Source organism: Sinorhizobium sp. BJ1 (genome assembly GCF_002531555.1).
GTDB classification, from domain to species: Bacteria; Pseudomonadota; Alphaproteobacteria; order Rhizobiales; family Rhizobiaceae; genus Sinorhizobium; species Sinorhizobium fredii_B.
In genome coordinates this window covers 81,786-104,485 of the sequence record NZ_NWTH01000010.1, presented here as the reverse complement: position 1 = coordinate 104,485, position 22,700 = coordinate 81,786, and the positions used below count along the sequence as shown (strand labels likewise).

At 63.8% G+C, this 22,700-nt stretch carries 18 protein-coding genes, 2 pseudogenes and 1 riboswitch; of the genes and pseudogenes, 14 read left to right on the top strand and 6 right to left on the bottom strand.

Annotated elements, in window-relative coordinates; all coding sequences use genetic code 11:
* Positions 1-177: 177 nt before the first annotated feature.
* Positions 178-636: a (2Fe-2S)-binding protein gene (locus CO676_RS16165; RefSeq protein ID WP_097521809.1), complete on the top strand. Its 459-nt coding sequence runs from the start codon at positions 178-180 to the stop codon at positions 634-636.
* A gap of 3 nt (positions 637-639) precedes the next feature.
* Positions 640-2,856, top strand: a complete 2,217-nt coding sequence (locus CO676_RS16160) for a xanthine dehydrogenase family protein molybdopterin-binding subunit (protein ID WP_097521808.1) — start codon at positions 640-642, stop codon at positions 2,854-2,856.
* A gap of 52 nt (positions 2,857-2,908) precedes the next feature.
* On the opposite strand, the gene CO676_RS16155 is transcribed toward CO676_RS16160, so the two are convergent.
* From CO676_RS16155 to CO676_RS16145, 3 genes are all read right to left on the bottom strand, one after another.
* The gene (locus tag CO676_RS16155; protein ID WP_097521807.1) at positions 2,909-4,036 is read right to left on the bottom strand and encodes an FAD-binding oxidoreductase; all 1,128 of its coding nucleotides are present in this window, start codon (positions 4,034-4,036) and stop codon (positions 2,909-2,911) included.
* Between the two features lie 65 nt (positions 4,037-4,101).
* Positions 4,102-5,619: an amino acid ABC transporter permease/ATP-binding protein gene (locus CO676_RS36785; protein WP_097521806.1), complete on the bottom strand. Its 1,518-nt coding sequence runs from the start codon at positions 5,617-5,619 to the stop codon at positions 4,102-4,104.
* Between the two features lie 65 nt (positions 5,620-5,684).
* Positions 5,685-6,521 (bottom strand): ABC transporter substrate-binding protein, encoded by an 837-nt coding sequence (locus tag CO676_RS16145; RefSeq protein WP_014763048.1) that lies wholly within the window; start codon positions 6,519-6,521, stop codon positions 5,685-5,687.
* 238 nt (positions 6,522-6,759) lie between these two features.
* Between CO676_RS16145 and CO676_RS16140 the strand changes: the two genes are divergently transcribed.
* Positions 6,760-7,836, top strand: coding sequence for a LacI family DNA-binding transcriptional regulator (locus CO676_RS16140; RefSeq protein WP_097521805.1), 1,077 nt, complete (start codon positions 6,760-6,762; stop codon positions 7,834-7,836).
* Positions 7,837-8,008: 172 nt separating this feature from the next.
* On the opposite strand, the pseudogene CO676_RS16135 reads toward CO676_RS16140, so the two are convergent.
* Positions 8,009-8,482: pseudogene (locus CO676_RS16135) on the bottom strand (AraC family transcriptional regulator); the annotation flags it as partial.
* A gap of 37 nt (positions 8,483-8,519) precedes the next feature.
* Between CO676_RS16135 and CO676_RS16130 the strand changes: the two are divergent.
* The 7 genes and pseudogenes from CO676_RS16130 to CO676_RS16100 all read left to right on the top strand — a co-directional run bounded on the left by CO676_RS16130 (position 8,520) and on the right by CO676_RS16100 (position 14,018).
* On the top strand, positions 8,520-8,834 hold the full coding sequence (locus CO676_RS16130; protein WP_245424330.1) for a hypothetical protein: 315 nt from the start codon (positions 8,520-8,522) through the stop codon (positions 8,832-8,834).
* A gap of 37 nt (positions 8,835-8,871) precedes the next feature.
* Positions 8,872-9,386, top strand: a pseudogene (locus CO676_RS16125) (6,7-dimethyl-8-ribityllumazine synthase).
* A gap of 41 nt (positions 9,387-9,427) precedes the next feature.
* A riboswitch (TPP riboswitch) is annotated at positions 9,428-9,539 on the top strand.
* A gap of 98 nt (positions 9,540-9,637) precedes the next feature.
* Entirely contained in the window at positions 9,638-11,470 is a 1,833-nt protein-coding gene (gene thiC / locus CO676_RS16120; RefSeq protein ID WP_097521804.1) for a phosphomethylpyrimidine synthase ThiC, read from the top strand.
* Between the two features lies 1 nt (position 11,471).
* Entirely contained in the window at positions 11,472-12,446 is a 975-nt protein-coding gene (gene thiO / locus CO676_RS16115; RefSeq protein WP_097521803.1) for a glycine oxidase ThiO, read from the top strand.
* On the top strand, positions 12,443-12,640 hold the full coding sequence (gene thiS, locus CO676_RS16110) for a sulfur carrier protein ThiS (RefSeq protein WP_097521802.1): 198 nt from the start codon (positions 12,443-12,445) through the stop codon (positions 12,638-12,640). The genes thiO and thiS overlap by 4 nt, the downstream gene beginning before the upstream one ends.
* Before the next feature lie 2 nt (positions 12,641-12,642).
* Positions 12,643-13,416: a thiazole synthase gene (locus CO676_RS16105; RefSeq protein ID WP_097521801.1), complete on the top strand. Its 774-nt coding sequence runs from the start codon at positions 12,643-12,645 to the stop codon at positions 13,414-13,416.
* Positions 13,413-14,018 carry a thiamine phosphate synthase gene (locus CO676_RS16100; RefSeq protein WP_014763040.1) on the top strand — a complete coding sequence of 202 codons (606 nt, stop codon included), beginning with the start codon at positions 13,413-13,415 and terminating at the stop codon, positions 14,016-14,018. Before CO676_RS16105 ends, CO676_RS16100 begins: the two co-directional genes overlap by 4 nt.
* Positions 14,019-14,024: 6 nt before the next feature.
* Here the strand turns inward: CO676_RS16100 and CO676_RS16095 are convergent, their stop codons facing one another.
* Positions 14,025-14,675, bottom strand: coding sequence for a GntR family transcriptional regulator (locus tag CO676_RS16095; RefSeq protein WP_097521800.1), 651 nt, complete (start codon positions 14,673-14,675; stop codon positions 14,025-14,027).
* A 171-nt stretch (positions 14,676-14,846) separates the two neighbouring features.
* Between CO676_RS16095 and CO676_RS16090 the strand changes: the two genes are divergently transcribed.
* The 4 genes from CO676_RS16090 to CO676_RS16075 all read left to right on the top strand — a co-directional run bounded on the left by CO676_RS16090 (position 14,847) and on the right by CO676_RS16075 (position 21,206).
* Positions 14,847-16,268: a malonyl-CoA decarboxylase gene (locus CO676_RS16090; protein WP_097521799.1), complete on the top strand. Its 1,422-nt coding sequence runs from the start codon at positions 14,847-14,849 to the stop codon at positions 16,266-16,268.
* The gene (locus tag CO676_RS16085) at positions 16,265-17,779 is read left to right on the top strand and encodes a malonyl-CoA synthase (RefSeq protein ID WP_097521798.1); all 1,515 of its coding nucleotides are present in this window, start codon (positions 16,265-16,267) and stop codon (positions 17,777-17,779) included. Before CO676_RS16090 ends, CO676_RS16085 begins: the two co-directional genes overlap by 4 nt.
* Positions 17,780-17,872: 93 nt before the next feature.
* Complete coding sequence (locus CO676_RS16080) at positions 17,873-19,219, top strand: SLC13 family permease (protein WP_097521797.1); 1,347 nt, start codon at positions 17,873-17,875, stop codon at positions 19,217-19,219.
* Positions 19,220-19,277: 58 nt separating this feature from the next.
* Positions 19,278-21,206: an alpha/beta hydrolase domain-containing protein gene (locus tag CO676_RS16075; protein ID WP_097521796.1), complete on the top strand. Its 1,929-nt coding sequence runs from the start codon at positions 19,278-19,280 to the stop codon at positions 21,204-21,206.
* Between the two features lie 114 nt (positions 21,207-21,320).
* On the opposite strand, the gene CO676_RS16070 is transcribed toward CO676_RS16075, so the two are convergent.
* Positions 21,321-22,694, bottom strand: a complete 1,374-nt coding sequence (locus tag CO676_RS16070; RefSeq protein ID WP_097521795.1) for an alpha-glucosidase/alpha-galactosidase — start codon at positions 22,692-22,694, stop codon at positions 21,321-21,323.
* Positions 22,695-22,700 lie beyond the last annotated feature (6 nt).

Below are 22,700 nucleotides of genomic sequence, written 5' to 3'. Positions count from 1 at the left end.
GCCTATGATCACGATCCCGTCACCGCGACAGGAATAGGCAATTATCCGACAGGATCGAATCTACCGGGCCGGAAGCTTGTCTTCTAATCTGCCGCTGCAGCCTGGCGAATGGCTGCGGCGCGCGAGCGGTATTTTCCGACCATCCCGAGATCCGCGTCTCAACGCGAGGAGCACACCATGGCAATTGTGACTATCAACGGCGTCGAACATTCGGTCGATGCCGAGGCGGATATGCCGCTTCTTTGGGTGATCCGTGATCTGGTTGGATTAACCGGCACGAAGTTCGGCTGCGGCATGGCGCAATGCGGCGCCTGCACAGTCTATGTCGACGGTTCGGCGGTCCGATCCTGTCAGACCATGATCGGCGACATCGAAGGCGCGCAGATCACCACAATCGAGGGCCTGAAGGGCAAGGTCGCAGAAGCGGTGCAGGCCGTCTGGGCCGATCTCGACGTCCCGCAGTGCGGCTACTGCCAGTCGGGCCAGATCATGTCGGCGACAGAACTGCTGACGAGCAATCCGAGGCCCAACGACGAGGACATCGACGCTGCGATGTCGGGCAATCTCTGTCGGTGCGCCACTTATCATCGCATCCGTGCCGGCATTCACGAAGCCGCAAAGCGCCTGGAGGGCTGAACCATGCTACCAAAACTGATGCAATCGGTTACCCTCCCCGCCGCGCGGGTCGAGGCTTCGCGGCGGCAATTCCTGATCGGCGCGCTGGCGACCGGCACCGGCCTTGCCATCGGCTTCCGCCTCCTGTCTGCGTCGCCGGCGGCGGCGAGCGAGACGGCGACAACACACGGTTCACATGCCTTTTCCCCCTATCTCACGATCGATGGCGATGGAAAGGTGACCGTCCTTTCCTCCCAGTTCGAAATGGGGCAAGGCTCCTATAACGGCATCGCCACGCTGGTGGCAGAGGAACTCGATGCCGACTGGTCGACGATCGACGTGAAGGGGGCTGCCGGCAATATCAAAGCCTACGGCAACATCGCCTTCGGCGGTACGATGCAGGGAACCGGAGGCTCGACCTCCATGGTGACCTCGTGGGAACGCTATCGCAAGGCGGGTGCCGCGGCCCGCGCCATGCTGGTTGCCGCCGCGGCCTCCGAGTGGGGTGTCGATTCGGCCGAAATCGCCGTCGAGAAGGGCGTTCTCTCCCATCCCTCCGGCAAGAACGGCGGTTTCGGCGTCTTCGCCGCCAAGGCGGCAACAATGCCGGTGCCCCCGGATGTGACGCTGAAGCAGCCGAGCGACTGGAAGCTCATCGGCAATTCCGAACTGAAGCGTTTCGACAGCGCCCGCAAGGCGAACGGGACGGAGCAATATACGATCGACGTCAAGCTTCCCGGCATGCTGACTGCGGTGATCATCCATCCGCCGCTTTTCGGCGCCAAGGTGAAGTCCTTCGATGCGGCGGCCGCGCGCGCCATCAAGGGCGTTGTCGACGTCGTTGAAACGCCGCGCGGTGTCGCCGTGGTCGGTGAAAACATGTGGGCGTCGATCAAGGGACGCGAAGCCGTCACCGTCGAATGGGACGAGGCAGGAGCGGAAAAGCGTGGAACGCAGCAGCTCATGTCCATGTACCGCGACCTCGTGAAGAAGCCCCCGGCGGCGGTCGCGCGTAAGGACGGCGACGCCGAGGCTGAATTCGCTAAGGCCGCGAAAGTCATCGAGGCGAGTTTCGAGTTCCCCTACCTGGCGCATGCGGCGATGGAACCGCTGAACGCGGTCGCGCGCATGAACGAAGACGGCACTCTGGAAATCTGGGGCGGGCACCAGTTCACGGACGTTTACCAGAAACTCGCTGGAGATGCGGCCGGAATCGCCCCTGAGAAGGTACGCCTGCATGTCATGAAGACCGGCGGCAGCTTTGGCCGGCGGGCGGTCTTCGACGGTGACGTCGTCGTCGAGGCGGTGCATGTGGCCAAGGCCATCGGTTTCCGTGCGCCGGTAAAGCTGCAATGGACCCGCGAGGACGACATGCGGGGGGGCCGCTATCGACCCGCCTATGTGCACAGCCTCAAGGCCGCCATCGACGACGGCGGAAAACTCGTGGCCTGGAACAATCACATCGTCGGCCAATCCATCGTGGCAAAGACGGCGTTCGAGGGTATGGTCAAGAACGGGGTCGACCCGACCTCCGTCGAGGGGGCAAGCAATCTGCCCTACACTATTCCCAACCAGACAGTCGGCCTGACGAGCACGGAGGTGGGCGTTCCCGTTCTATGGTGGCGCTCGGTCGGCTCGACGCACACCGCCTTCGCCGCAGAGACCTTCCTCGACGAAGTCGCCGAGGCGGCGGGACGCGATCCGATCGAATTCCGTCTCTCCATGCTCGAGCCGGAGTCGCGTCACGCAACGGTTCTCAAGCTGGTGGCGGAAAAAGCCGGTTGGCAGAAGCCCTTGCCGGAAGGACGCTTCCGCGGCGTGGCCATCGCCGAGAGCTTCGGTTCCGTGGTCGCCGAGATCGCCGAGGTCTCGACCGACGGCAAAGGACAGATCAAGGTGGAACGCGTCGTCGCGGCGGTGGATTGCGGCCTGGCGATCAATCCGGATCAGATCCGCGCCCAGGTCGAGGGCGGGATCGGCTTCGGGCTCAGCGCCATATTCGGCGAGGAAATCACTCTGACTGACGGCAAGGTCGACCAGGGCAATTTCGACCTCTATACGCCGCTGCGGATCGATGCGATGCCGGCAGTCGAGGTCCACATCGTCGCCTCCGCAAACCCGCCCTCCGGTATCGGCGAGCCCGGCGTGCCGCCGATCGGCCCTGCCGTTGCCAACGCCGCCTACAAGGCGCTCGGCAAGCGGATCCGCGTCATGCCTTTGGCAAAATCGCTGAACGCGTAAACCTGCCTGCCCGGCTGGCCAGACGGTCGGCCGGGCAAGCATGCTCGCGGCGTCAGGCAGCTTCGAATCTTTCCGGTCGGAAATTCGCGAGCATGGGGTGCTTCTCACCCGTGGCGATTTCGAAAGCCAGAAGCTCGCCGGCGATCAGGCCAAGCGTCGCTCCGCTATGGCTGAAGGCGACGAAATAACTCCGGATCGCCTTGAGTTCGCCGAAGACTGGCTCGCCATCGCCCGGGATCGGCTTGCGGCCGACGCCATAGCCTTCGAGTTCCAGCCTTGGATTGCCCTCAAGAACCCTGGAAGCCTCGGCGAGCAGACCCTCGAGCGTTTCGGCCCTCACCTCGTAGTTTCCCTCCGATGTCTCGACGACTTCCTCCTCGGACCAGGCGGCATCGAGAACGAAGCGCTGCTCGGGCGCCGGGCGGATCGCGACGCGCGGTGTATTGAGTACCGCCTTCAAGGGCAGTTCGACAGGTCTCGTCGTCACGAGCAGCGACACCGGCGTTGCATCGTCGATCCGCTGGCCGGCCTCCGCGACCATCTTCGGCACGGACGGCCCCGTCGCAAGAAGGACGACATCGCCGCGATAGACGGTTCCCGAGGACGTCGAAGCACCCAAGGCACGCCCGCCCTCTACGACCACGCTGGCGCGGCCGCTATCGGTGACCAGTGTGCCGCCGCGTTCGGCGAATTCGGCAAGCAGCACGCCGATCAGCTTCGGCAGGTCGACCCAGCCCTCGCCGGGGTTGAAAATCGCCCCCTGCCTGGTGATCGCTCTTGCGTCCACGCCGGGGGTGATCTTTGCGACGGCGTCTGGCGCCAGATGGAGCGCATCATAGGCGAGCGAGACTTCGTGGCGATAAGCGGCCTCGATCTCGTTCGTCTCGTCGTCCGCATCCCAGGTGAGGCCACCGTCGAACGACAGCCAATCCGCATCCGGCTGACGGGCCTTAAGCGTCCGATAACGGTCGATACCGGCCATGCGCAGGCGGTGATAGGCCTGCGAACGCATGCGCGAGGAATTGAGCCAGGAGAGCGAACGGCCGGAGGCACCGTTTGCCGGGGGACCGTCATTGACGATGGTCACCTCTATTCCTCGACGCGCCAGTTGCAGGCCGGTGGATACGCCGAAGATGCCGGCGCCGATGATGACGACTTTCGATACTCTGTTCTTCTGCATGGGATTTTCTTCCAGGCCTATGACTCAAAGGTTTGATGAAGATTTCGGTGTTTCGGGCGACACGGCTAGAGGACTTCCGCCAGGAAGCGTTTCAGCCGTTCGCTTTGCGGGCGATCGAAGATCTGCTGCGGCGGGCCGGCTTCGATGACCTTGCCTTCGTCCATGAAGACGACTTGATCGGCGACGCGGCGGGCGAAGCCCATTTCGTGGGTGACGACGACCATCGTCATGCCCCGGCGGCCAAGATCGGCCATCAGGCTCAGGACGCCCTTCACCAGTTCCGGATCGAGCGCGCTCGTCACCTCGTCGAAGAGAATAACCTCCGGCTCCATCGCCAGGGCCCGCGCAATCGCGACGCGCTGCTGCTGCCCACCCGAAAGACTCCCCGGGCGGTGATGCTTGCGGCCGGCAAGCCCGACATCGTCGAGGCCCGCCATGGCTATCCGCCCGGCCTCCTCCTTCGGCATGCCCTTGATCTTCACCAGCGACAGCATGACGTTTTCGAGTGCCGTGTGATCGGGAAAGAGGTTGAAATGCTGGAAGACCATGCCGACCCGGCGGCGCAATTTCTCAGGTTTCATGGCAAGAATGCTCTCGCCGTCGAGACGAATGTCGCCACCTTTCGGCTCGACAAGGCGATTGAGGCAGCGAAGCAGCGTCGACTTGCCGGAACCGGATGGGCCGATGACGCAGGTAACGGTTCCAGGCTTGACTGTCAGATCGACGCCCTTCAGCACGTCGAGATCGCCATAGGCCATGCTGAGCTTGCGTACCTCCAGGCTGCCGCCCTTGAAGACCGGCAGGGTTTCGTCCTTGGCCTTGCCTTCCGACTCCAGCTCGCTGACCTCGTCGAGGCCGCTGGTGACCCCGCCCGGGTGCTGCTTGCCGAGGCGCAGGCGGTTGTCGATCGCGTTGACGACATGGGTGAGTGGCACGGTGATGACCAGATAGAAGACACCGGCGAGCAGCAGCGGAGAGAGGTTGCCCGTGACCACGGCCTGATCCTGGCCGACACGGAAGATCTCCCGCTCCGAAGCAAGCAGGCCGAGGAAATAGACCAGGCTCGAATCCTTGACGTTGCCGATGAACTGGTTGACCAGCGCCGGCAGCACCCGCCTGACGCCCTGGGGCACGACGATCAGCCGCATGCCCTGGCCATAGCTCATGCTGAGCGCCCGGCAGGCCTCCATTTGCCCGCGCTCGACGCTCTGGATACCCGAGCGGAAGATCTCGCCGATATAGGCGCCGGCAATGAGGCTCAGCGCCAGGATGCCGAGCGGGTAGGGAGACGGCCCGAAGATGTCGCGACCGAGCCGCGCAAAACCCTGGCCGATCAAAAGGATGGTGACGATCGCGGGCAGGCCGCGGAAGATGTCTGTATAGACCCTTGCCGGGATGCGCAGCCAAGGCGAGCGCGAGATGCCCATGATCGCCAGCATCATGCCGATGACGACGCCGAGCACCGTCGAGGCCGCCGCGAGAATAAGGGTGTTCTTCAGGCCGACGGCAATCATCGTCGGCAGCACTTCCGCCATTGCTTCCCAGTCGAGGAAGCTGCGGCGCAGATTTTCAAGCCAATTCATGGGAATGTCCTTGCCCCTTCAATCCCGGCGGCCCGGCCGCCGTATAGGCGACCGGGCGCGGATCACTAGTTCTTGGGAAGGTATTCGTCCGGCATCGGAGAGCCCGGGAACCACTTTTGGTAAAGCGTCTTCCAGGTTCCGTCCTGCATGGCCGCATGCAGTCCCTCGTTCAGCGCTTCGCGCAGGCCGTCATTGCCCTGGCGGATGACGAAGCCCGCGGGCGCATCGAAGCTCGGGATATTGACCGTCACCTTCAGGTTGTCGTAACGGCCGGTGTAGTCCTTGGCGGCTTCGTAATCGAGGAAGTGGGCGTCGATCGTCCCGTTGTTGAGAGCGACGACCGCCGAATTGTTGTCCGGGAACTTGACCAGATCCGTGCCGGCGAAGTTCTTTTGCGCGTAGATTTCCTGCAATGTTCCTTGCACGACGCCGAGGCGCTTGCCTTTCAGGCCCTCAGGCTTATTGATCGCCTCGTCGGCCGTGAGGATGGACAGATAGCCGGCAAGGTAGCCGTCGGAGAAATCAACCGTTTTCTTGCGCTGCTCGGTCGTCCCGATGGCGGCAACCGCCACATCGAAGCGTCCATTGGCGACGGATGGCATCAGCGCCGAAAATTCCTGGCCGGTGAAGACGACCTGATCCTTCTTGTAGCCGATGCGCTCGGCGACATTGAGGAAGAGCTCGATATCGAAACCGGTGAACTGGCCATCGGCGGTGGCGAACGTATAGGGCTTGGCGTCCCCCATGGTTCCGACGCTGATCACCTTGGGGTCGATGAGTCCCAGCTTGTTTTCCTCGGCGGTGGCGCCCGAAACGGCGGCACCGAGGACAGACAGCGCAAGCGCCACAAAAGAGGCGCGCGTTCGAGTGAGCAACGATGCTCCAGTCTTCATCATGTTCATCAAGAGGTTCTCCGCTCTGGTGTTCCGTTATTGCTGCGCCGACGGTGCCTTTCAGGCAGAGCAGTCGCGTGCGGACAGGAGGTCGGCACGGCCCGTCCGGCGAAATGCCTTTTCGGCATGCCGGTGCAGCTTATCCGATGAGACCGGTCTCTTTTGTGAATGAGACCGGTCTCTTCCGGACTTGATGATTGTTAGCTGCGCATTGACCACTCGTCAACATCTCTTGTAATGCTAATGCATGGATGAGCATCTCCCGCGAAAACCCTCTGTCACGGTGGCCGACGTCGCGCGCGCCGCAAACGTATCGAAAGCCACCGCTGCGCGCGTTCTCGGCGGCTATGGAACGGTCAGCGACGGCGTCCGGGAAAACGTCCTGCAGGCGGCGCGCAGGCTCGACTACAGGCCGAACGAGCTGGCACGCAGCATGACGACCGGCCGATCGGGGACGATCGGCGTCGTCGTCGGCGATATCGAGAACCCGTTCTTCAGTGCCGCGGTACGCGGCATCGCGGATATTGCCAAAACCGCCGGGTTCAACGTCATCCTCGCAAACTCCGGCGAGGACATCGAAGCCGAAAAAGCCGCGGTCAAAACCCTGCTCGCCAAACGCGTCGACGGTCTGATCGTCACGCCCTCGCGCGCTCGTGAGACGTCGCATCTCGAGGACGTGGTTCGATCCGGAAGGCCGCTGGCGCTTCTGGACCGCGCCATACCAGGCCTGTCGGTCGACGCGGTTACCGTCGACGACCGTGAGGCGGCAGAGGCGGCGACAGAGCTGTTGATTGGCCGGGGTCACCGCAAGATCGCCTATATCACCGCCTGCGATACGCCGGAGCACCGCTACGCTACCATCGAAGACATTCACACGGCCTCGGTTCGCCTGCGCATCGAAGGGTTCCTCGCTGCCTGCCAAAGGGCGCGGATCCTCGATCCCACCGGTTTGATCCGGCTCGGCGCCAACGGCCGCGCCGAAACCCGCAAACTTGCCCTCGAGCTTCTCGGCTCACACGAGCGGCCGACCGCGATACTGGCCTCCGACAGCCTCATCGCCCTGGAAGTGTTCAAGGTGATCCGCGAACTGTCCCTCCGGATCCCCGATGACGTGTCGCTGATCACCTTCCACGATGCGGACTGGACGAGCGTCACGACCCCGCCGATCACCGTCGTCGACCAGCCCGTCTATCGGCTTGGCGAAGCCGTGGCGAAGCTCCTGGTGGCGCGCATGAAGGGCGAGGCTGCGGAACCTCGGCACATTGTTCTGCCCACGACGCTGATTTCGCGCGCCTCCGTTTCGGAGGCGACAAGTTCCAACTGACAACGGAAATGGGTGGCAATTACCCCTCTGGCCGACGGGCATCTCCCCCAATTAAGCATCGCTTCGGAAGTGAGCAGTGGTGCGAAACCCCGACAACCTCAGGCGCCGGCACTACTGCATGCTTGCTCAGATGGCAGCCAATTTAAGGATAAACATGGAGCAATTCAAAGTGCTACAGCAATCTTTGCGCGCCTGATAAGACGCGTGGCGCTGTAGAGCACATTGAAGACGCCCGGTTTCGCTCGCGCCAGGAAGCCGGGCTGAGGGAGGTCACGCGGCGGAATTCCCGATTGAAGTTCGACTTCGTTTGAAAACCGGATTCGAACATCGCTGCGGTCACCGACATGTCGGTTTCCCGAAGGAGCCGGCAGGCTTCGGCAATTCGGAAATCGTTGATATATTGAGAGACGTTCTTGCGCGCCAACGGGTTGACTGCACCGGATATCTGCCGGGCCGGCACCCCGGCGCGCCGCGCCAGCCGCGACAGGGTCAGGTTTTCATCACGGGCCAGTTGCTGTTCGGCGAACAGATGGTCGATCCGATCCAGGACTTCACGGTCTTTCGCCGCCAGCGACGAAGCCTGATCGATGTTCGGGGCGGCTGCCGGCAGCGGCCGCGCGCGGGCCGCGACGCTTGCGGTAAGGCCGAAGCTCGTCACGAACGCGCTCGACTACACCGAAGACATGCGCAACGACCCTGCGGTCTATCTCGACGGGCGCGCGGTCGGTTGCATTACCTGCGCCTATGGCCCGCAGGCGGCCGGCACGACGCTGGTCGCGCTGCGCTCCATCGTCCATGCTCTGCGCGGCTGGCCGACCCCGCTCGGTGTCGGCATCAACAGCGCCTCCTGCCGTTTCTCGCGAGGCGAAGAACCGAGCGACGCCGCAATTGCCGATCAGTTGAAGATCCTGGCCACCCAGGTCATCCAGGGCGCCTTCGCGATGCGGGCCGGGCTGGCTGCGGCCCGGAAGCCGGGCCGCCTGATCTCGGTAGCCTGAGGCAAGGCCGCAAACGACTCCTGAAAGGCACGAGTTCATGACCATTGCAGTAAAGGTGAACCAGACCAGGGTCGCCGTTGTCCGCGCACGCTGGCACGCCGATATCGTCGACCAGAGCGCAAACGCCTTCGTCGATGAATGGGAAGCCCTCGGCGGCCGGCGAACAGAAGTCGATCTCTTCGACGTACCGGGTGCGCTGGAGATCCCGCTCCAGGCTCAAACGCTGGCGCCCGGCGAATATCAAGCGATGGCTGCGCGTTTGTGGTCGATGGCGGCAATTTACCGCCACGATTTCGTTTGCCAGAACCGTTCTCGACGGCATTATGCGCGTCCAGCTCGACACGGGGGTGCCGTTTCTGTCGGCTGTATTGACGCCTCGTAATTTCCAGGAGACGGAGGCGCACATCCGCCTTTGTGATCAAAGGCCGCGAAGCGGACCAGGCCTGCCGGGCGATGGTCGCAGCCCGGGCCGATCTACTTGCATCTCGGCCAAGACCGGACTTTCAACGCGGCATCCACCGTCGCGACCTCGCCGATCCCGCCTTCCGATAAAAACAGTCTTGACGGCGCGGCGATATCGATGACTATTGGCGTCCATTCACCAGGGGGGTCCCGGCAAGGGGCTGAGATACTGCTAGAGCGCGCAGTGACCCGTTGAACCTGATCCAGTTCATACTGGCGTAGGGACGGTGCAGACGCTTGATGCCAGGATTCCGTATTTCCCACGATCCATCGGCGATACGTCTTTTCATCCTTCCGGCTTCAGAACTGGGTCTCCAACGCGAAAACTTTGGAGCCTCAAGATGAACGTTTTCAAGCCTCACCCCGCGACACCGTCGGTCACGCAGGGGCCGCTTCCGGCGTCCCGCAAGGTCTACAAGGCGGGAGAGATCCATGCCGATATCCGCGTGCCTATGCGCGAGATCGCGCTGCATCCGACATCCGGCGAGCCGCCGGTCACCGTCTATGATGCCTCCGGGCCCTACACGCTGGAGGACGCCGACATCCGCATCGATCAAGGCCTGCCACGTCTTCGCCGCGACTGGATTCTTGCTCGCGGCGATGTCGAAAGCTACGACGGACGCGCCGTCAAGGCGGAGGACAACGGTTTTGCCACCGGCGAGCGGCTGACGGCGGAATTCCCCCTGCGCCACCAGCCGCTGAGAGCCAGGCCGGGGCAAGCGGTCACGCAGCTTGCCTATGCCCGGGCGGGCATCATCACGCCGGAGATGGAATTCATCGCCATCCGCGAGAACCTCGGCCGCAAGGCGGCGAAAGAGACGCTTCAGCGCGACGGCGAGAGCTTCGGCGCGGCGGTGCCCGATTTCGTCACTGCGGAATTCGTCCGCCAGGAAGTGGCGAGCGGGCGGGCGATCATTCCGGCCAATATCAACCATCCGGAATCCGAGCCGATGATCATCGGCCGGAACTTCCTGGTGAAGATCAACGCCAATATCGGCAATTCCGCCGTCACCTCGTCGATGGCCGAGGAAGTCGAGAAGATGGTCTGGGCGACGCGCTGGGGCGCTGACACGGTCATGGACCTTTCGACCGGCCGCAACATCCACAATATCCGTGATTGGATCATCCGCAATTCGCCGGTGCCGATCGGCACGGTGCCGCTCTACCAGGCGCTGGAGAAGGTAAACGGCATCGCCGAGGACCTGACCTGGGAGGTCTTCCGCGACACGCTGATCGAGCAGGCCGAACAGGGCGTCGACTATTTCACCATCCATGCCGGCGTGCGGCTGCATTACATTCCGCTGACCGTCAACCGCGTCACCGGCATCGTCTCGCGCGGCGGCTCGATCATGGCCAAGTGGTGCCTGCACCACCATCGCGAAAGCTTCCTCTACGAGCATTTCGACGAGATCTGCGACATCTGCCGTGCCTATGACGTCTCCTTCTCGCTCGGCGACGGGCTGCGCCCCGGCTCGATCGCCGACGCCAACGATGCGGCGCAGTTCGCGGAGCTCGAAACGCTCGGCGAACTGACGCAGATCGCCTGGGCGAAGGACTGCCAGGTGATGATCGAGGGCCCCGGCCACGTGCCGATGCACAAGATCAAGGAGAACATGGACAAGCAGCTTGAAGTCTGCGGCGAGGCGCCCTTCTACACGCTAGGGCCGCTGACGACCGACATCGCCCCTGGCTACGACCACATCACCTCCGGCATCGGCGCGGCGATGATCGGCTGGTTCGGCACCGCCATGCTCTGCTACGTCACGCCGAAGGAGCATCTGGGACTGCCGGACCGCAACGACGTCAAGGTGGGCGTCATCACCTACAAGATCGCCGCCCACGCCGCTGATCTCGCCAAGGGCCATCCGGCCGCTCGCATCCGCGACGACGCCCTGTCGCGCGCCCGCTTCGAGTTCCGCTGGGAGGACCAGTTCAACCTGTCGCTCGATCCGGAAACGGCCCGCAATTTCCATGACGAGACGCTTCCGAAGGAGGCGCACAAGGTCGCGCATTTCTGCTCGATGTGCGGCCCGAAATTCTGCTCGATGCGGATTTCCCACGACATCCGCGCCGAGGCGCAGAAGGAAGGGCTGGAAGCGATGGCGGCGAAATACCGCGACGGCGGCGACCTCTACATGCCGCTCGACGGTGCCGGCCAACCCGCCGGAGAGTAGAATGCGCGTGCTGATCAAAGGGGCCGGCGTCGCCGGCCTTGCGGCCGCCCATGCGCTCGTCGCGCGCGGCGTGGAGATCGCCGTTTCGGAGCCCTCTCCGGGCGTCGCCGGCGCCGCCTCCTGGTATGCAGGCGGCATGCTGGCGCCTTGGTGCGAGCGGGAAAGCGCCGAGGAAGCGGTCCTCACGCGCGGCATCGGCGCAGTGGACTGGTGGGAAGCCGCCCTTCCCGCCGGTTCCGTGCATCGCAACGGCACGCTTGTCGTGGCGCCGCCGCGCGACAGCGGCGAGCTCAGGCGCTTCGCCTCACGGACCTTCGGTTTCCGCTGGCTCGCGGCGGAGGAAATCGCCGCGCTCGAGCCGGCGCTTGCCGGCCGTTTCCGCGAGGCGCTGTTCTTTCCGGAGGAAGCGCATCTCGACCCGCGCCACGCACTTTCGACACTCAGGGCGGACCTCGAAGCCCGCGGTGTCCCGCTCGGCGGCGATATCGACGAGAGCGACTTCGACCTGACCGTCGATTGCACCGGCGCCGCAAGGATCGGCGACGCTGCGGGACTGCGCGGCGTTCGCGGCGAAATGCTTTATCTGCATACGGATGAGGTCGCGCTCTCGCGTCCGGTGCGCACGCTGCATCCCCGCATCCCGCTCTATGTCGTGCCGCGCGGCGACGGGCTCTTCATGTGCGGGGCGACGATGATTGAGAGCGACGACGCCGGCCCGATCACCGCCCGTTCGCTGATGGAGCTGTTGAACGCCGCCTACGCGTTGCATCCGGCCTTCGCCGAGGCGCGCCTCGTCGAGACCGGCACCGGCGTGCGCCCGGCTTTTGCCGACAACCTGCCGCGCGTCTCCCTGCAGAAGAACACCATCACCGTCAACGGGCTCTACCGTCACGGCTTCCTCCTGTCTCCGGCGCTGGCCGAGGAGGTCGCGACGCTGGTCGTTGGCGGACAATTGAAGAGAGGACATGCCCGATGAAGCTCATCGTCAATGGCGAGGAGCACGAACTCCAGGCGGCCACCCTGGCCCAACTGCTCGTTTTCCTCGAATACGACGGCGACTGGCTCGCCACGGCCGTCAATGGCGAGCTGGTGCACAGCGCCGATCGCCGAATCCATCTCCTGAAAGACAGCGACCGCATCGAGGTCCTGTCACCCATGCAGGGAGGCTGAACATGCCGCAATTCTATGGAACCGAGGTGCGGTCGCGACTGCTGCTCGGCACCGCCCGCTACCCCTCCCCGGCCATACTTGCCGAAGCCGCGCGCCGCTCGGGCACCGATATCGTTACGGTGTCGCTGCGCCGCGAGTCAGCCGGCGGCAGGAATGGCGGCGCGTTTTTCCAGCTCATCCGCGAGCTCGGTGTTCACGTGCTGCCGAACACAGCCGGCTGCCATTCCGTGTCGGAAGCGGTGCTGACGGCCAAGATGGCGCGCGACGTGTTTGCGACCAACTGGATCAAGCTCGAGGTGATCGGCCATCATGATACGCTGCAGCCGGATGTCTTCGGCCTCGTCGAAGCGGCCGGCATCCTCACCGGCGAAGGCTTTGAGGTGTTCCCCTATACGACCGATGATCTGATCGTTGCGGAACGGCTGCTCGAGGCCGGCTGCAAGGTGCTGATGCCCTGGTGTGCGCCGATCGGCAGCGCCGTGGGTCCACGGAACCTGGCCGCGCTACGCACCATGCGCGCCGCGTTTGCCGACGTGCCGCTGATCGTCGACGCCGGCATCGGCCGCCCGTCGCATGCGACAACGGTCATGGAGCTCGGCTATGACGCCGTGCTGCTCAACACCGCCGTTGCCGGGGCCGCCGATCCGGCCGCCATGGCCGAAGCTTTCGCCAGCGCGATTGAGGCAGGACACATGGCCCATGGCGCCGGCATGCTGGAGCCGCGTGACATGGCCGTCCCTTCGACCCCCGTCATCGGAAAGGCGGTCTTCTCGTGAAACTCGACCCTTTCTATCTCATCGTCGACAGTGCCGCCTGGATCGAACGGCTGGTGCCGCTCGGCGTCAAGCTCGTGCAACTCAGGATCAAGGACTCCAGCGACGAAGAAATCCGCGGCCAGATCCGTATTGCCAAATCGGTCTGCGCCGCCCACGGCTGCCAACTGATCGTCAACGACTATTGGCGGCTGGCGATCGAGGAAGGTTGCGGCTTCGTCCATCTCGGTCAGGAGGATCTGGCCGAGGCCGATCTCGGCGCGATCCGCGCCGCCGGGCTGAAGCTAGGCGTCAGCACCCATGACGAGACGGAACTCGAAACGGCGCTCGCCGCCGAGCCGGACTATGTGGCGCTGGGGCCGATCTATCCGACGATCCTGAAACAGATGAAATGGGCGCCGCAGGGCCTGGCGCGGCTTTCCGCCTGGCGCGATCGCGTCCAGCCGCTGCCGCTTGTAGCGATCGGCGGGCTCAATCCGGATCGGATCGACGGCGTCTTTGCCCATGGCGCCGATTGCGCCGCCGTCGTCACCGACATCACGCTCAACGCCGACCCGGAAGGCCGGACGACGGAATGGATCCGGAAGACGGCAGCTTGGCGTTAGCCCCCGTCATCTGGTCGCCATGCTGGCGACCAGATCGCTGAACCTTTCGCCCTGGATGCCCACATGGGTCCGCAGCAGCCGGCGGGCCTCTTCCCCATCCCCAGCAAAGATCGCGCCGACGATGCCGCAATGTTCCGAGAAGGACGTCGAGAGGCGATTGCGCACGCGCAGCTGCAGCCGACGATAGGGACGCAGCCGCCGATGCAGTTGCATGCATTGCTCCTCGAGGAAGTCGCTGCGGCTTGCCGCGTAGATCGCCTTATGGAATTCCTCGTTGTCGTAATAGTAGGCGTCACTGTCGCCGGCCTCGGCTGATTGCTCGCAGCGCTTGTGGGCCGCCGTGATCGCCTGACGGGAACCCTCGTCGAGGCGGCGGGCGGCAAGCGACCCGGCCAGGCCCTCGAGCTCCGCCATGACCTCGAACATTTCGTAGATGCGGTGCGGTCCCGGATCGATGACGACGGCGCCGCGCCGAGGCCGAATCTCGATGAGGCCGATCGCATTGAGCTGCATCAGCGCCTCGCGAACCGGCGTCCGCGATACGCCGTAGCGGCTGGCCAGAACCATCTCGTCCAGCCGTTCGCCAGGGGCGAACTCATTGGAAAGGATTGCGTTCTCGATCTCGTCCCGGAGCCACCGGCCGACATTCTCGGACATTCGTTCGTGACCTCATAATACAGCACTGAAGTTCTTGTATACACGACGATTGACGTCGTGCACGCAGTGTGTCACCTTATATACTATACTGCCAAGCCTCAGAAATGAGAACGCTGGCGAATGCGGAGGCCTTAGTCGGTCGTCCCGCCCATGCAGCAGGAGGAGAGTGGCATGCCCGGGACCTCTTTTTTCAGCGACATGCTCCAGGGTATCACCGAGCGCGGCCGCAAGCTGTTGTTTGCCGGTTCGCGCACCACGGATGCCACGGTCGAAGCCGATCTCGCGACGCTATGCGAAATGCTGCTGTCGAGCCGCGGCGAAGCCTCCGGCATGGCCATTGCCGCCGAGATCCTCGAGCGCTGGAGCAAACTCGACAGTGCCGGCGTGCAGCAGTTCCTGCACATGTTCTCTGAGAAATTCGGTGCCGATACGGCGAAGCTCGACAAGGCGGTCGACAGGTACCGTGCCGAAAAGACCCCCACGGCGATCATCGCGCTTCACAAGGCGGCGGAACCGCGCCGCCAGGAGCTTCTGCGCCGGCTGAACCTGGCGCCGAACGGCACGGCCAAGCTCGTCCAGATGCGTCAGCAACTGCTTGGGCTGAAGGAGCGCCCCGAGGAATTTCGCGCCGTCGACACCGACTTCGCGCATCTGTTCGGCTCCTGGTTCAATCGGGGCTTCCTGACGCTGCGCCCGATCGACTGGACGACGCCGGCGCACATCCTCGAAAAGATCATCAAATACGAGGCGGTGCACGAGATCGCCGGCTGGGAGGAATTGCGCCGTCGCCTGGCGCCGGCCGACCGGCGCTGCTTTGCCTTCTTCCACCCGCGACTGGTGGACGAGCCGCTCGTCTTCGTCGAAGTGGCGCTCACCCGATCCGTCCCAAGCGCCATCAAGGACGTGCTCGACGAAGGCCGGGAGCAGATCAATCCCGACCAGGCGACGACCGCCGTGTTCTATTCGATCTCCAACTGCCAGGACGGCCTGCGCGGCATCTCGTTCGGCAATTTCCTGATCAAGCAGGTCGTCGAGGACCTGCGCCGCGACCTGCCCGGCCTCAGGACTTTCGTCACGCTTTCACCGGTTCCGGGCTTTGCCCGTTGGCTCGCCAAGGCGCGCAGCCCGGAAGCCGAGCCGCTGCTGACCGACGAGGACCGCAATGTGCTGGTGCTGCTCGATGATCCGGCATGGGTTAATGACGCGAGCACGGCAAGCGAGGTCGAGCGTGTGTTGCTACGGCTCGCAGCCCATTATTTCCTGGTCGAACGGACGCCGGAAGGCCGTCCCGTCGATCCGGTCGCCCGCTTCCACCTCGGCAACGGGGCCCGGCTGGACAGGCTGAATTTCCTCGGCGACCGCTCCGCCAAGGCCATGCAGCAGGCGCACGGGCTGATGGTCAACTACCTCTACAAGCTCGAGGACATCGAGGCCAACCACGAGGCGCTGGCGCAACGCGGCGAAGTGACGGCATCGCCGGCCGTCAAGAGCCTCATCGGCCGAAACGGGGACAGCCGCCGTGGCGGCAAGAACGAACTTTCGCGACCGTTCGCACAGGTCATGAACGGCAAGATTGGAGGAGGGCGCAAGTGAGCAACCATCTTTTCGACGCCATGCGGGCGGCCGCTTCCGGCGATGCGCCGTTCATCCGGCTCAATGGCGGCCGGACCTGGTCCTATCAGGACGCGCGCGACCTATCGAGCCGCATCGCCGGCGCCATCGATACGCTCGGCATCCGCCCGGGCGACCGGGTCGCGGTACAGGTCGACAAGAGCCCCGAAGCGCTGATCCTCTATCTCGCCTGCCTGCGCAGCGGCGCGGTCTATCTGCCGCTGAACACCGCCTATACGCTCGCCGAACTCGACTATTTCATCGGCGACGCCGAGCCGCGCCTGGTCGTCGTTTCCTCGGCGGCCCGGGAGAGTGTCCGAACAATCGCAGAGCCTCACGGCGCCATCGTCGAAACGCTCGACGCCGACGGCAAGGGCTCATTGCTCGATCTCGCCCGCGACGAACCGGCCGACTTCGTCGATGCCTCGCGCACCGCCGATGACCTGGCAGCGATCCTCTATACGTCGGGAACGACCGGCCGGTCCAAGGGCGCTATGCTCACTCACGGCAACCTGCTCTCGAATGCCATGACCTTGCGCGACTGCTGGCGCGTGACCGCCGGCGATCGGCTGATCCATGCCCTGCCGCTCTTTCATACCCATGGGCTGTTTGTCGCCACGAATGTAACGCTGCTTGCCGGCGCCTCGATGTTCCTGCTTCCGAAGTTCGATCCGGAAGAGGTCTTGTCGCTGATGCCGCAGGCGACGCTCCTGATGGGCGTTCCGACCTTCTACGTGCGCCTCCTGCAGAGCCCGCGCCTCGACCGGCTGGCGGTCGCGAACATGCGCCTCTTCGTTTCCGGTTCCGCGCCGCTGCTGTCCGAAACACATGTCGAGTTCAGGAAGCGTACCGGTCACGCGATCCTCGAGCGCTACGGCATGACCGAGACCAACATGAACACCTCGAACCCCTATGACGGAGAAAGGATTGCCGGAACGGTCGGCTTCCCGCTGCCCGGCGTGACGGTGCGCGTCACCGATCCGGCCACCGGCGCTGCCCTGCCGCCGGAGGAGACCGGCATGATCGAGATCAAGGGGCCGAACGTCTTCAAGGGCTACTGGCGGATGCCGGAAAAGACCGCCGCGGAATTCACCTCCGATGGGTTCTTCATCAGTGGCGATCTCGGCAAGATCGACAGGGATGGCTATGTCCATATTTCCGGCCGCAGCAAGGACCTGGTGATTTCCGGCGGATACAATATCTATCCCAAGGAGGTCGAGGGCGAGATCGACCAGCTCGAGGGTGTCGCCGAAAGCGCCGTGATCGGCGTCCCGCATCCCGATTTCGGCGAGGGCGTCACGGCCATCGTCGTACGCAAGCCGGAGGCGGCGCTCGACGAAAGCGCCATCCTCGGCGCGCTCAAGGACCGGCTGGCGCGCTACAAGCAACCCAAACGCATCCTCTTTGCAGACGACTTGCCGCGCAACACGATGGGCAAGGTCCAGAAGAACGTGCTGCGGCAGCAATACGCCGACCTATACGCCAGGACGTGACCGCGCGCCCTCTGGGAGGAAGGCGCACGGACATCATCTTCAATCTCGGAAAGCGATAACTACGGCGCTGGACGCGCCGGAGGGAGGGGAATCATGAGCATCGAAATCCTATCCATACTGCTCTTGATCGGCATGTTCGTCATCGCGACGATCCAGCCGATCAACATGGGAGCGCTGGCATTCGGCTGCACCTTCGTGCTCGGATCGCTGATCATCGGCATGAAGGCCAATGATATCTTCGCCGGCTTCCCGAGCGACCTGTTCCTGACGCTGGTCGCCGTTACCTACCTCTTCGCCATCGCGCAGATCAATGGCACGATCGACTGGCTCGTCGAATGCGCCGTGCGGCTGGTGCGCGGCCATGTCGCCTGGATTCCCTGGGTGATGTTCCTGGTCGCCGCCGTCATCACCGGATTCGGCGCGCTCGGGCCGGCGGCCGTCGCCATTCTGGCGCCGGTGGCGCTGAGCTTTGCCGTGCAGTACCGCATCCACCCGGCGATGATGGGCCTGATGGTCATCCATGGCGCGCAGGCCGGCGGATTCTCGCCGATCAGCGTCTATGGCGGCATCACCAACCAGATCGTCGTCAAGGCAGGCCTGCCTTTCGCGCCGACATCCCTTTTCCTCTCCAGCTTCTTCTTCAACCTGGCGATCGCGGTGCTGGTGTTCTTCGTGTTCGGCGGTGCGCGGGTGATGAAACAACAACCCGCATCTTTTGGTCCCTTGCCCGAACTGCATCCCGAAGGCGTGTCGGCGTCGATCAGAGGCCATGGCGGCACGCCTGCCAAGCCGATCCGGGCGCACACGTACGGCACCGCAGCTGACACCGCTACGACGATGCGACTGAACAGTGAGAGGATCACGACGCTGGTCGGCTTGACGGCGCTCGGCATCGGCGCCCTGGTCTTCAAATTCAATGTCGGCCTGGTGGCGATCACCGTCGCCGTCGTGCTCGCGCTGCTGTCGCCGAAAACCCAGAAGGCGGCAATCGACAAGGTGAGCTGGTCGACCGTGCTGCTGATCACCGGCATCATCACCTATGTCGGCGTCATGGAGAAGGCCGGGACAATCGACTATGTCGCCAGCGGCATCTCAAGTCTGGGCATGCCGCTCCTGGTGGCGCTGCTCCTGTGCTTCACCGGGGCGATCGTCTCCGCCTTTGCCTCCTCGACGGCACTGCTCGGCGCCATCATCCCCTTGGCAGTGCCGTTCCTGCTGCAGGGCGAGATCAGCGCCATTGGCGTCGTGGCCGCGATCGCCATCTCGACGACGATCGTCGATACCAGCCCGTTTTCGACGAACGGCGCGCTCGTCGTTGCCAACGCGCCGGACGACAAGCGCGAGCACGTGCTGCGCCAGCTACTGGTCTACAGCGCGCTCATCGCCATCATCGGGCCGGTGGTCGCCTGGCTGGTCTTCGTCGTACCTGGCCTGGTTTGACGGCAGGGTCGCCGATCGAGGAATGCCCGGTGCCGTTCATCCAAACTGGAGGAAATACATGTTGAAACGCTTGGCCTTCATGTCAGCCATGCTGTCCTTCGCTCTGCTGCCGAGCAATTCCTGGGCCCGCGTGATCGCCTTTGAGATCAAGGCGTCCGGGCCTGCCTTTGAGGGCAAAGCCTTCGGCGAGATCGGTACCTACGAACGGATTGATGCGATCGCCGCTTTTGCCATCGATCCGAAGTCGCCGCGCCTCGCCGGTATCGTGGATATCGACAAGGCGCCGGCGAATGCGTCGGGCGAGGTCGTGTTCAGCACCGAGGTTTCGATCCTGCGGCCGTCGAATGCGGCGCAGCGCTCGGCCTTTCTCTTCTACGAGGTGCCGAACCGCGGCAGGAACCTGAGCTTCCAACTCCTTAACCGCGCCAAGTCTACTAATGTCCCAGCCACCACCGCGGACGCCGGCGATGGGTTTCTCATGAAGCGCGGCGACACCATCGTCTGGAGCGGTTGGCAGACGGGCCTTGCCGACGAGTTCCTGAACATCGACCTGCCCGTCCTTGACGGCGTCACGGGCCAGTCGCGCGAACAGTTCATCTTCGACAAACCCGGTCGATCGAGCACGGCGAAACTCACTTACCCGGCGGCCGACCTCGATCCGTCGAAGGCCAGGCTCACGGTCCGCGCCAGGGACCGCGACGCGCCGCAACAAAGGCCGGGGCTGGGCTTCAGATATCGGAGTCCGACGGAAATCGAAATCACCCGGCCTTCAGACATGGATGCCGGTGCGATCTATGAATTCGTCTACCCGGCAAAGGATGCGGTCCCGGCCGGCCTGGCTTTCGCCGCCACCAGCGACCTGATCTCTTTCCTGCGTGGCAATCAAGGTCACGAGGCGGAAAATCCGCTCGACGGCGTGCAGCACACGATCGGCATGGGGATCTCCCAATCGGGGCGCTTCCTTCGCGACATGATCTTTCAGGGCTTCAACGCCGACGAGAAAGGTAACAGGGTCTTCGACGGAGCGATCCCGCATATCGCCGGCTCGCGCAAGAGCTTCACCAATTTCCGCTTCGCCCAGCCGGGCCGCTATTCGCGCCAGCACGAGGACCACGACTATCCGGGCGATCAGTTCCCCTTCACATACACCGAAACCCGTGACCCCGTGAGCGGCGAGAGCGGCAGCATTCTTTCGGTCTGCAGCCCGACGGACACGTGCCCGAAGATAATGCATACCGACACCTCGACCGAGTTCTGGCAGGCTCGCGCGTCCCTGGTCACGACGTCGCCGGACGGCAAACAGATCGAGATGCCTGACAATGTGCGGCTCTATTTCATCGCGGGGGCGCCGCATTCCAACGATTGGTCTGCGAAATCCGGAGAGGAAGCGGCCTGCGCCTTTCCGACAAATCCGCTGAGCGCCGCGCCGGTCATGCGGGCGCTATATGTGACGATGGCGGACTGGGTCTCTGAGGACAGGGCTCCACCTCCCAGCCGCTATCCGAGCCTGACAGACGGAACGCTCGTCAGCCTGGACAAGCTGAAACTGCCGAAGATCAATGGCGAAGTGGCGCGGCCGGTCTTCAACGAGCTCAGGGCGATGGATTACTCCTCCCAACCGCCGTCGCGCGGCAAGGCCTATCCGGTATATCTGCCCGCCGTAGATACGGACGGCAATCCGCTCGGCGGTATCAGGATGGCCTATGTTCAGGCGCCGCTTGGAACCTATGCCGGCTGGAACCTCCGCAAGAGGGGCTTCGGAGAGGGCGAGCTCTGCAGCCTTACCGGTACCTTCATCCCGTTCCCCAGGAAACGAAGCGATGCCGATAGTCGAGACCCCTTGAGCGACCGCTATGCCGATAGCGAAGCCTATGTCGCGGCGGTCAAACGTGCCTCGGAAGGACTGGTCGCCGATGGCTTCATGCTTCCCGACGATCTCGGCTACGTGCTCGATCGCGCTCGTGAGGACAGTGCGTTGCTGCCCTGATCGACCCGGCAAGGGGCGCAGCTCTCTCCTCCGCCCTCGCCGCTGGCGGCACTCGAAGAAAAGCCCCGGAACTGACGTTCCGGGGCCATCGGTCGCCTGACCGGGAGAAATAAATCAGGCGGCCTGTACCTTTTTCGAAATACGGGCCCATTCGGGAATCCAGTCTCGATGGGCGACGAGCAGGTCGTCGACGAGCGACCAGATCTGGTCGAGGTCGAGCTCGGCGGCCGTGTGCGGATCCATCATCGCCGCGTGATAGAGGTGCTCGCGGTTTTCGGTAACGAGCGCCTGCACCGTCAGCTCTTGCACGTTGATATTGGTGCGGATGAGCGCGGTCAGCTGCGGCGGCAGCGCGCCGACATAGGTCGGCTGGATGCCGGAGGCATCGACGAGGCAGGGGACTTCGGCGGCGCAGTTTTCCGGCAGCGAGGTGATGCAGCCGTTGTTCCTGAGGTTGCCGTAGATCACCGATGGCTCGCCGGTCCAGACCGAGTTCATGATCGACGAGGCGTATTCGTGGCTCTCCGCCACCTCGATCGTCTCGGCCTCCTTGTAGGCGGCCGCCTGCCCCTTCCAGCGCTCGATCTGCTCGATGCAGCGCTTCGGATATTCGTCGAGCGGAATGCCGAATTTCTCGATCAGGTCCGGACGGCCGTCCTTGATGAAATAGGGCGTGTATTCGGCGAAGTGCTCCGAGCTCTCGGTGACGAAATAGCCGAGCCGCGTCAGCATCTCGTAGCGCACCTTGTTCGGGCAGCGCGGGTTCCAGTGGCTGGGCTTCGGGAACCGCCCTTCGCGATAGCCGCGGATCAGATCCGGATAGAGGTCGCGGTAGCTGCCGTCGTTCTGGCGATGCTCGAACTTCAGATAGAAGGCCATGTGGTTGATGCCCGCGGCCCGGTAGCGAATTTCCTCGAGCGGAATTTCAAGGTCGCGGGCAAGCTCGAAGGCCGTCCCCTGCACCGAGTGGCAGAGGCCGACCTGCTTGATCGTCGGGAATTTTTCGGCGATCGCCCAGGTGTTGATCGCCATCGGGTTGACGTACTGCAGCAGGATCGCCTCCGGGCAGACCTGAAGCATGTCCTCGCATATCTTCCAGAGATGCGGCACAGTGCGAAGGCCGCGCATGATGCCGCCGACGCCGAGTGTGTCGGCGATCGTCTGGCGCAGGCCGTATTTCTTCGGCACCTCGAAATCGGTGACGGTGCAGGGCTCATAGCCGCCGATCTGGAAGGCGACGACGACGAAATCGGCGCCTTCCAGGGCCGTCAGCTGGTTCGAATGGGTTTCGACCTTTGCTTGGACGCCAAGGGTGCGCACCAGCTTGCCGGCGACGATCTCGCTTTCGGCGAGGCGCTCCGGGTTCAGGTCCATCAAGGCGATCGTTGCGGCCGAAAGCGCCGGCCGCTGCAGAACGTCGCCGATGATGTTCTTCATGAAGACGGTCGAGCCGGCGCCGATGAAGGTGAGCTTGGGTTGTCTCGTCATGGAATA

What these genes read in the sequence shown, in the direction of transcription:
- CO676_RS16165 (WP_097521809.1), top strand. Translation starts at nt 178, where the DNA reads ATGGCAATTGTGACTATCAACGGCGTCGAACATTCGGTCGATGCCGAG.
- CO676_RS16160 (WP_097521808.1), top strand. Translation starts at nt 640, where the DNA reads ATGCTACCAAAACTGATGCAATCGGTTACCCTCCCCGCCGCGCGGGTC.
- CO676_RS16155 (WP_097521807.1), bottom strand. Translation starts at nt 4,036, where the DNA reads ATGCAGAAGAACAGAGTATCGAAAGTCGTCATCATCGGCGCCGGCATC.
- CO676_RS36785 (WP_097521806.1), bottom strand. Translation starts at nt 5,619, where the DNA reads ATGAATTGGCTTGAAAATCTGCGCCGCAGCTTCCTCGACTGGGAAGCA.
- CO676_RS16145 (WP_014763048.1), bottom strand. Translation starts at nt 6,521, where the DNA reads ATGAACATGATGAAGACTGGAGCATCGTTGCTCACTCGAACGCGCGCC.
- CO676_RS16140 (WP_097521805.1), top strand. Translation starts at nt 6,760, where the DNA reads ATGGATGAGCATCTCCCGCGAAAACCCTCTGTCACGGTGGCCGACGTC.
- CO676_RS16130 (WP_245424330.1), top strand. Translation starts at nt 8,520, where the DNA reads ATGCGCAACGACCCTGCGGTCTATCTCGACGGGCGCGCGGTCGGTTGC.
- thiC (WP_097521804.1), top strand. Translation starts at nt 9,638, where the DNA reads ATGAACGTTTTCAAGCCTCACCCCGCGACACCGTCGGTCACGCAGGGG.
- thiO (WP_097521803.1), top strand. Translation starts at nt 11,472, where the DNA reads ATGCGCGTGCTGATCAAAGGGGCCGGCGTCGCCGGCCTTGCGGCCGCC.
- thiS (WP_097521802.1), top strand. Translation starts at nt 12,443, where the DNA reads ATGAAGCTCATCGTCAATGGCGAGGAGCACGAACTCCAGGCGGCCACC.
- CO676_RS16105 (WP_097521801.1), top strand. Translation starts at nt 12,643, where the DNA reads ATGCCGCAATTCTATGGAACCGAGGTGCGGTCGCGACTGCTGCTCGGC.
- CO676_RS16095 (WP_097521800.1), bottom strand. Translation starts at nt 14,675, where the DNA reads ATGTCCGAGAATGTCGGCCGGTGGCTCCGGGACGAGATCGAGAACGCA.
- CO676_RS16090 (WP_097521799.1), top strand. Translation starts at nt 14,847, where the DNA reads ATGCCCGGGACCTCTTTTTTCAGCGACATGCTCCAGGGTATCACCGAG.
- CO676_RS16080 (WP_097521797.1), top strand. Translation starts at nt 17,873, where the DNA reads ATGAGCATCGAAATCCTATCCATACTGCTCTTGATCGGCATGTTCGTC.
- CO676_RS16075 (WP_097521796.1), top strand. Translation starts at nt 19,278, where the DNA reads ATGTTGAAACGCTTGGCCTTCATGTCAGCCATGCTGTCCTTCGCTCTG.
- CO676_RS16070 (WP_097521795.1), bottom strand. Translation starts at nt 22,694, where the DNA reads ATGACGAGACAACCCAAGCTCACCTTCATCGGCGCCGGCTCGACCGTC.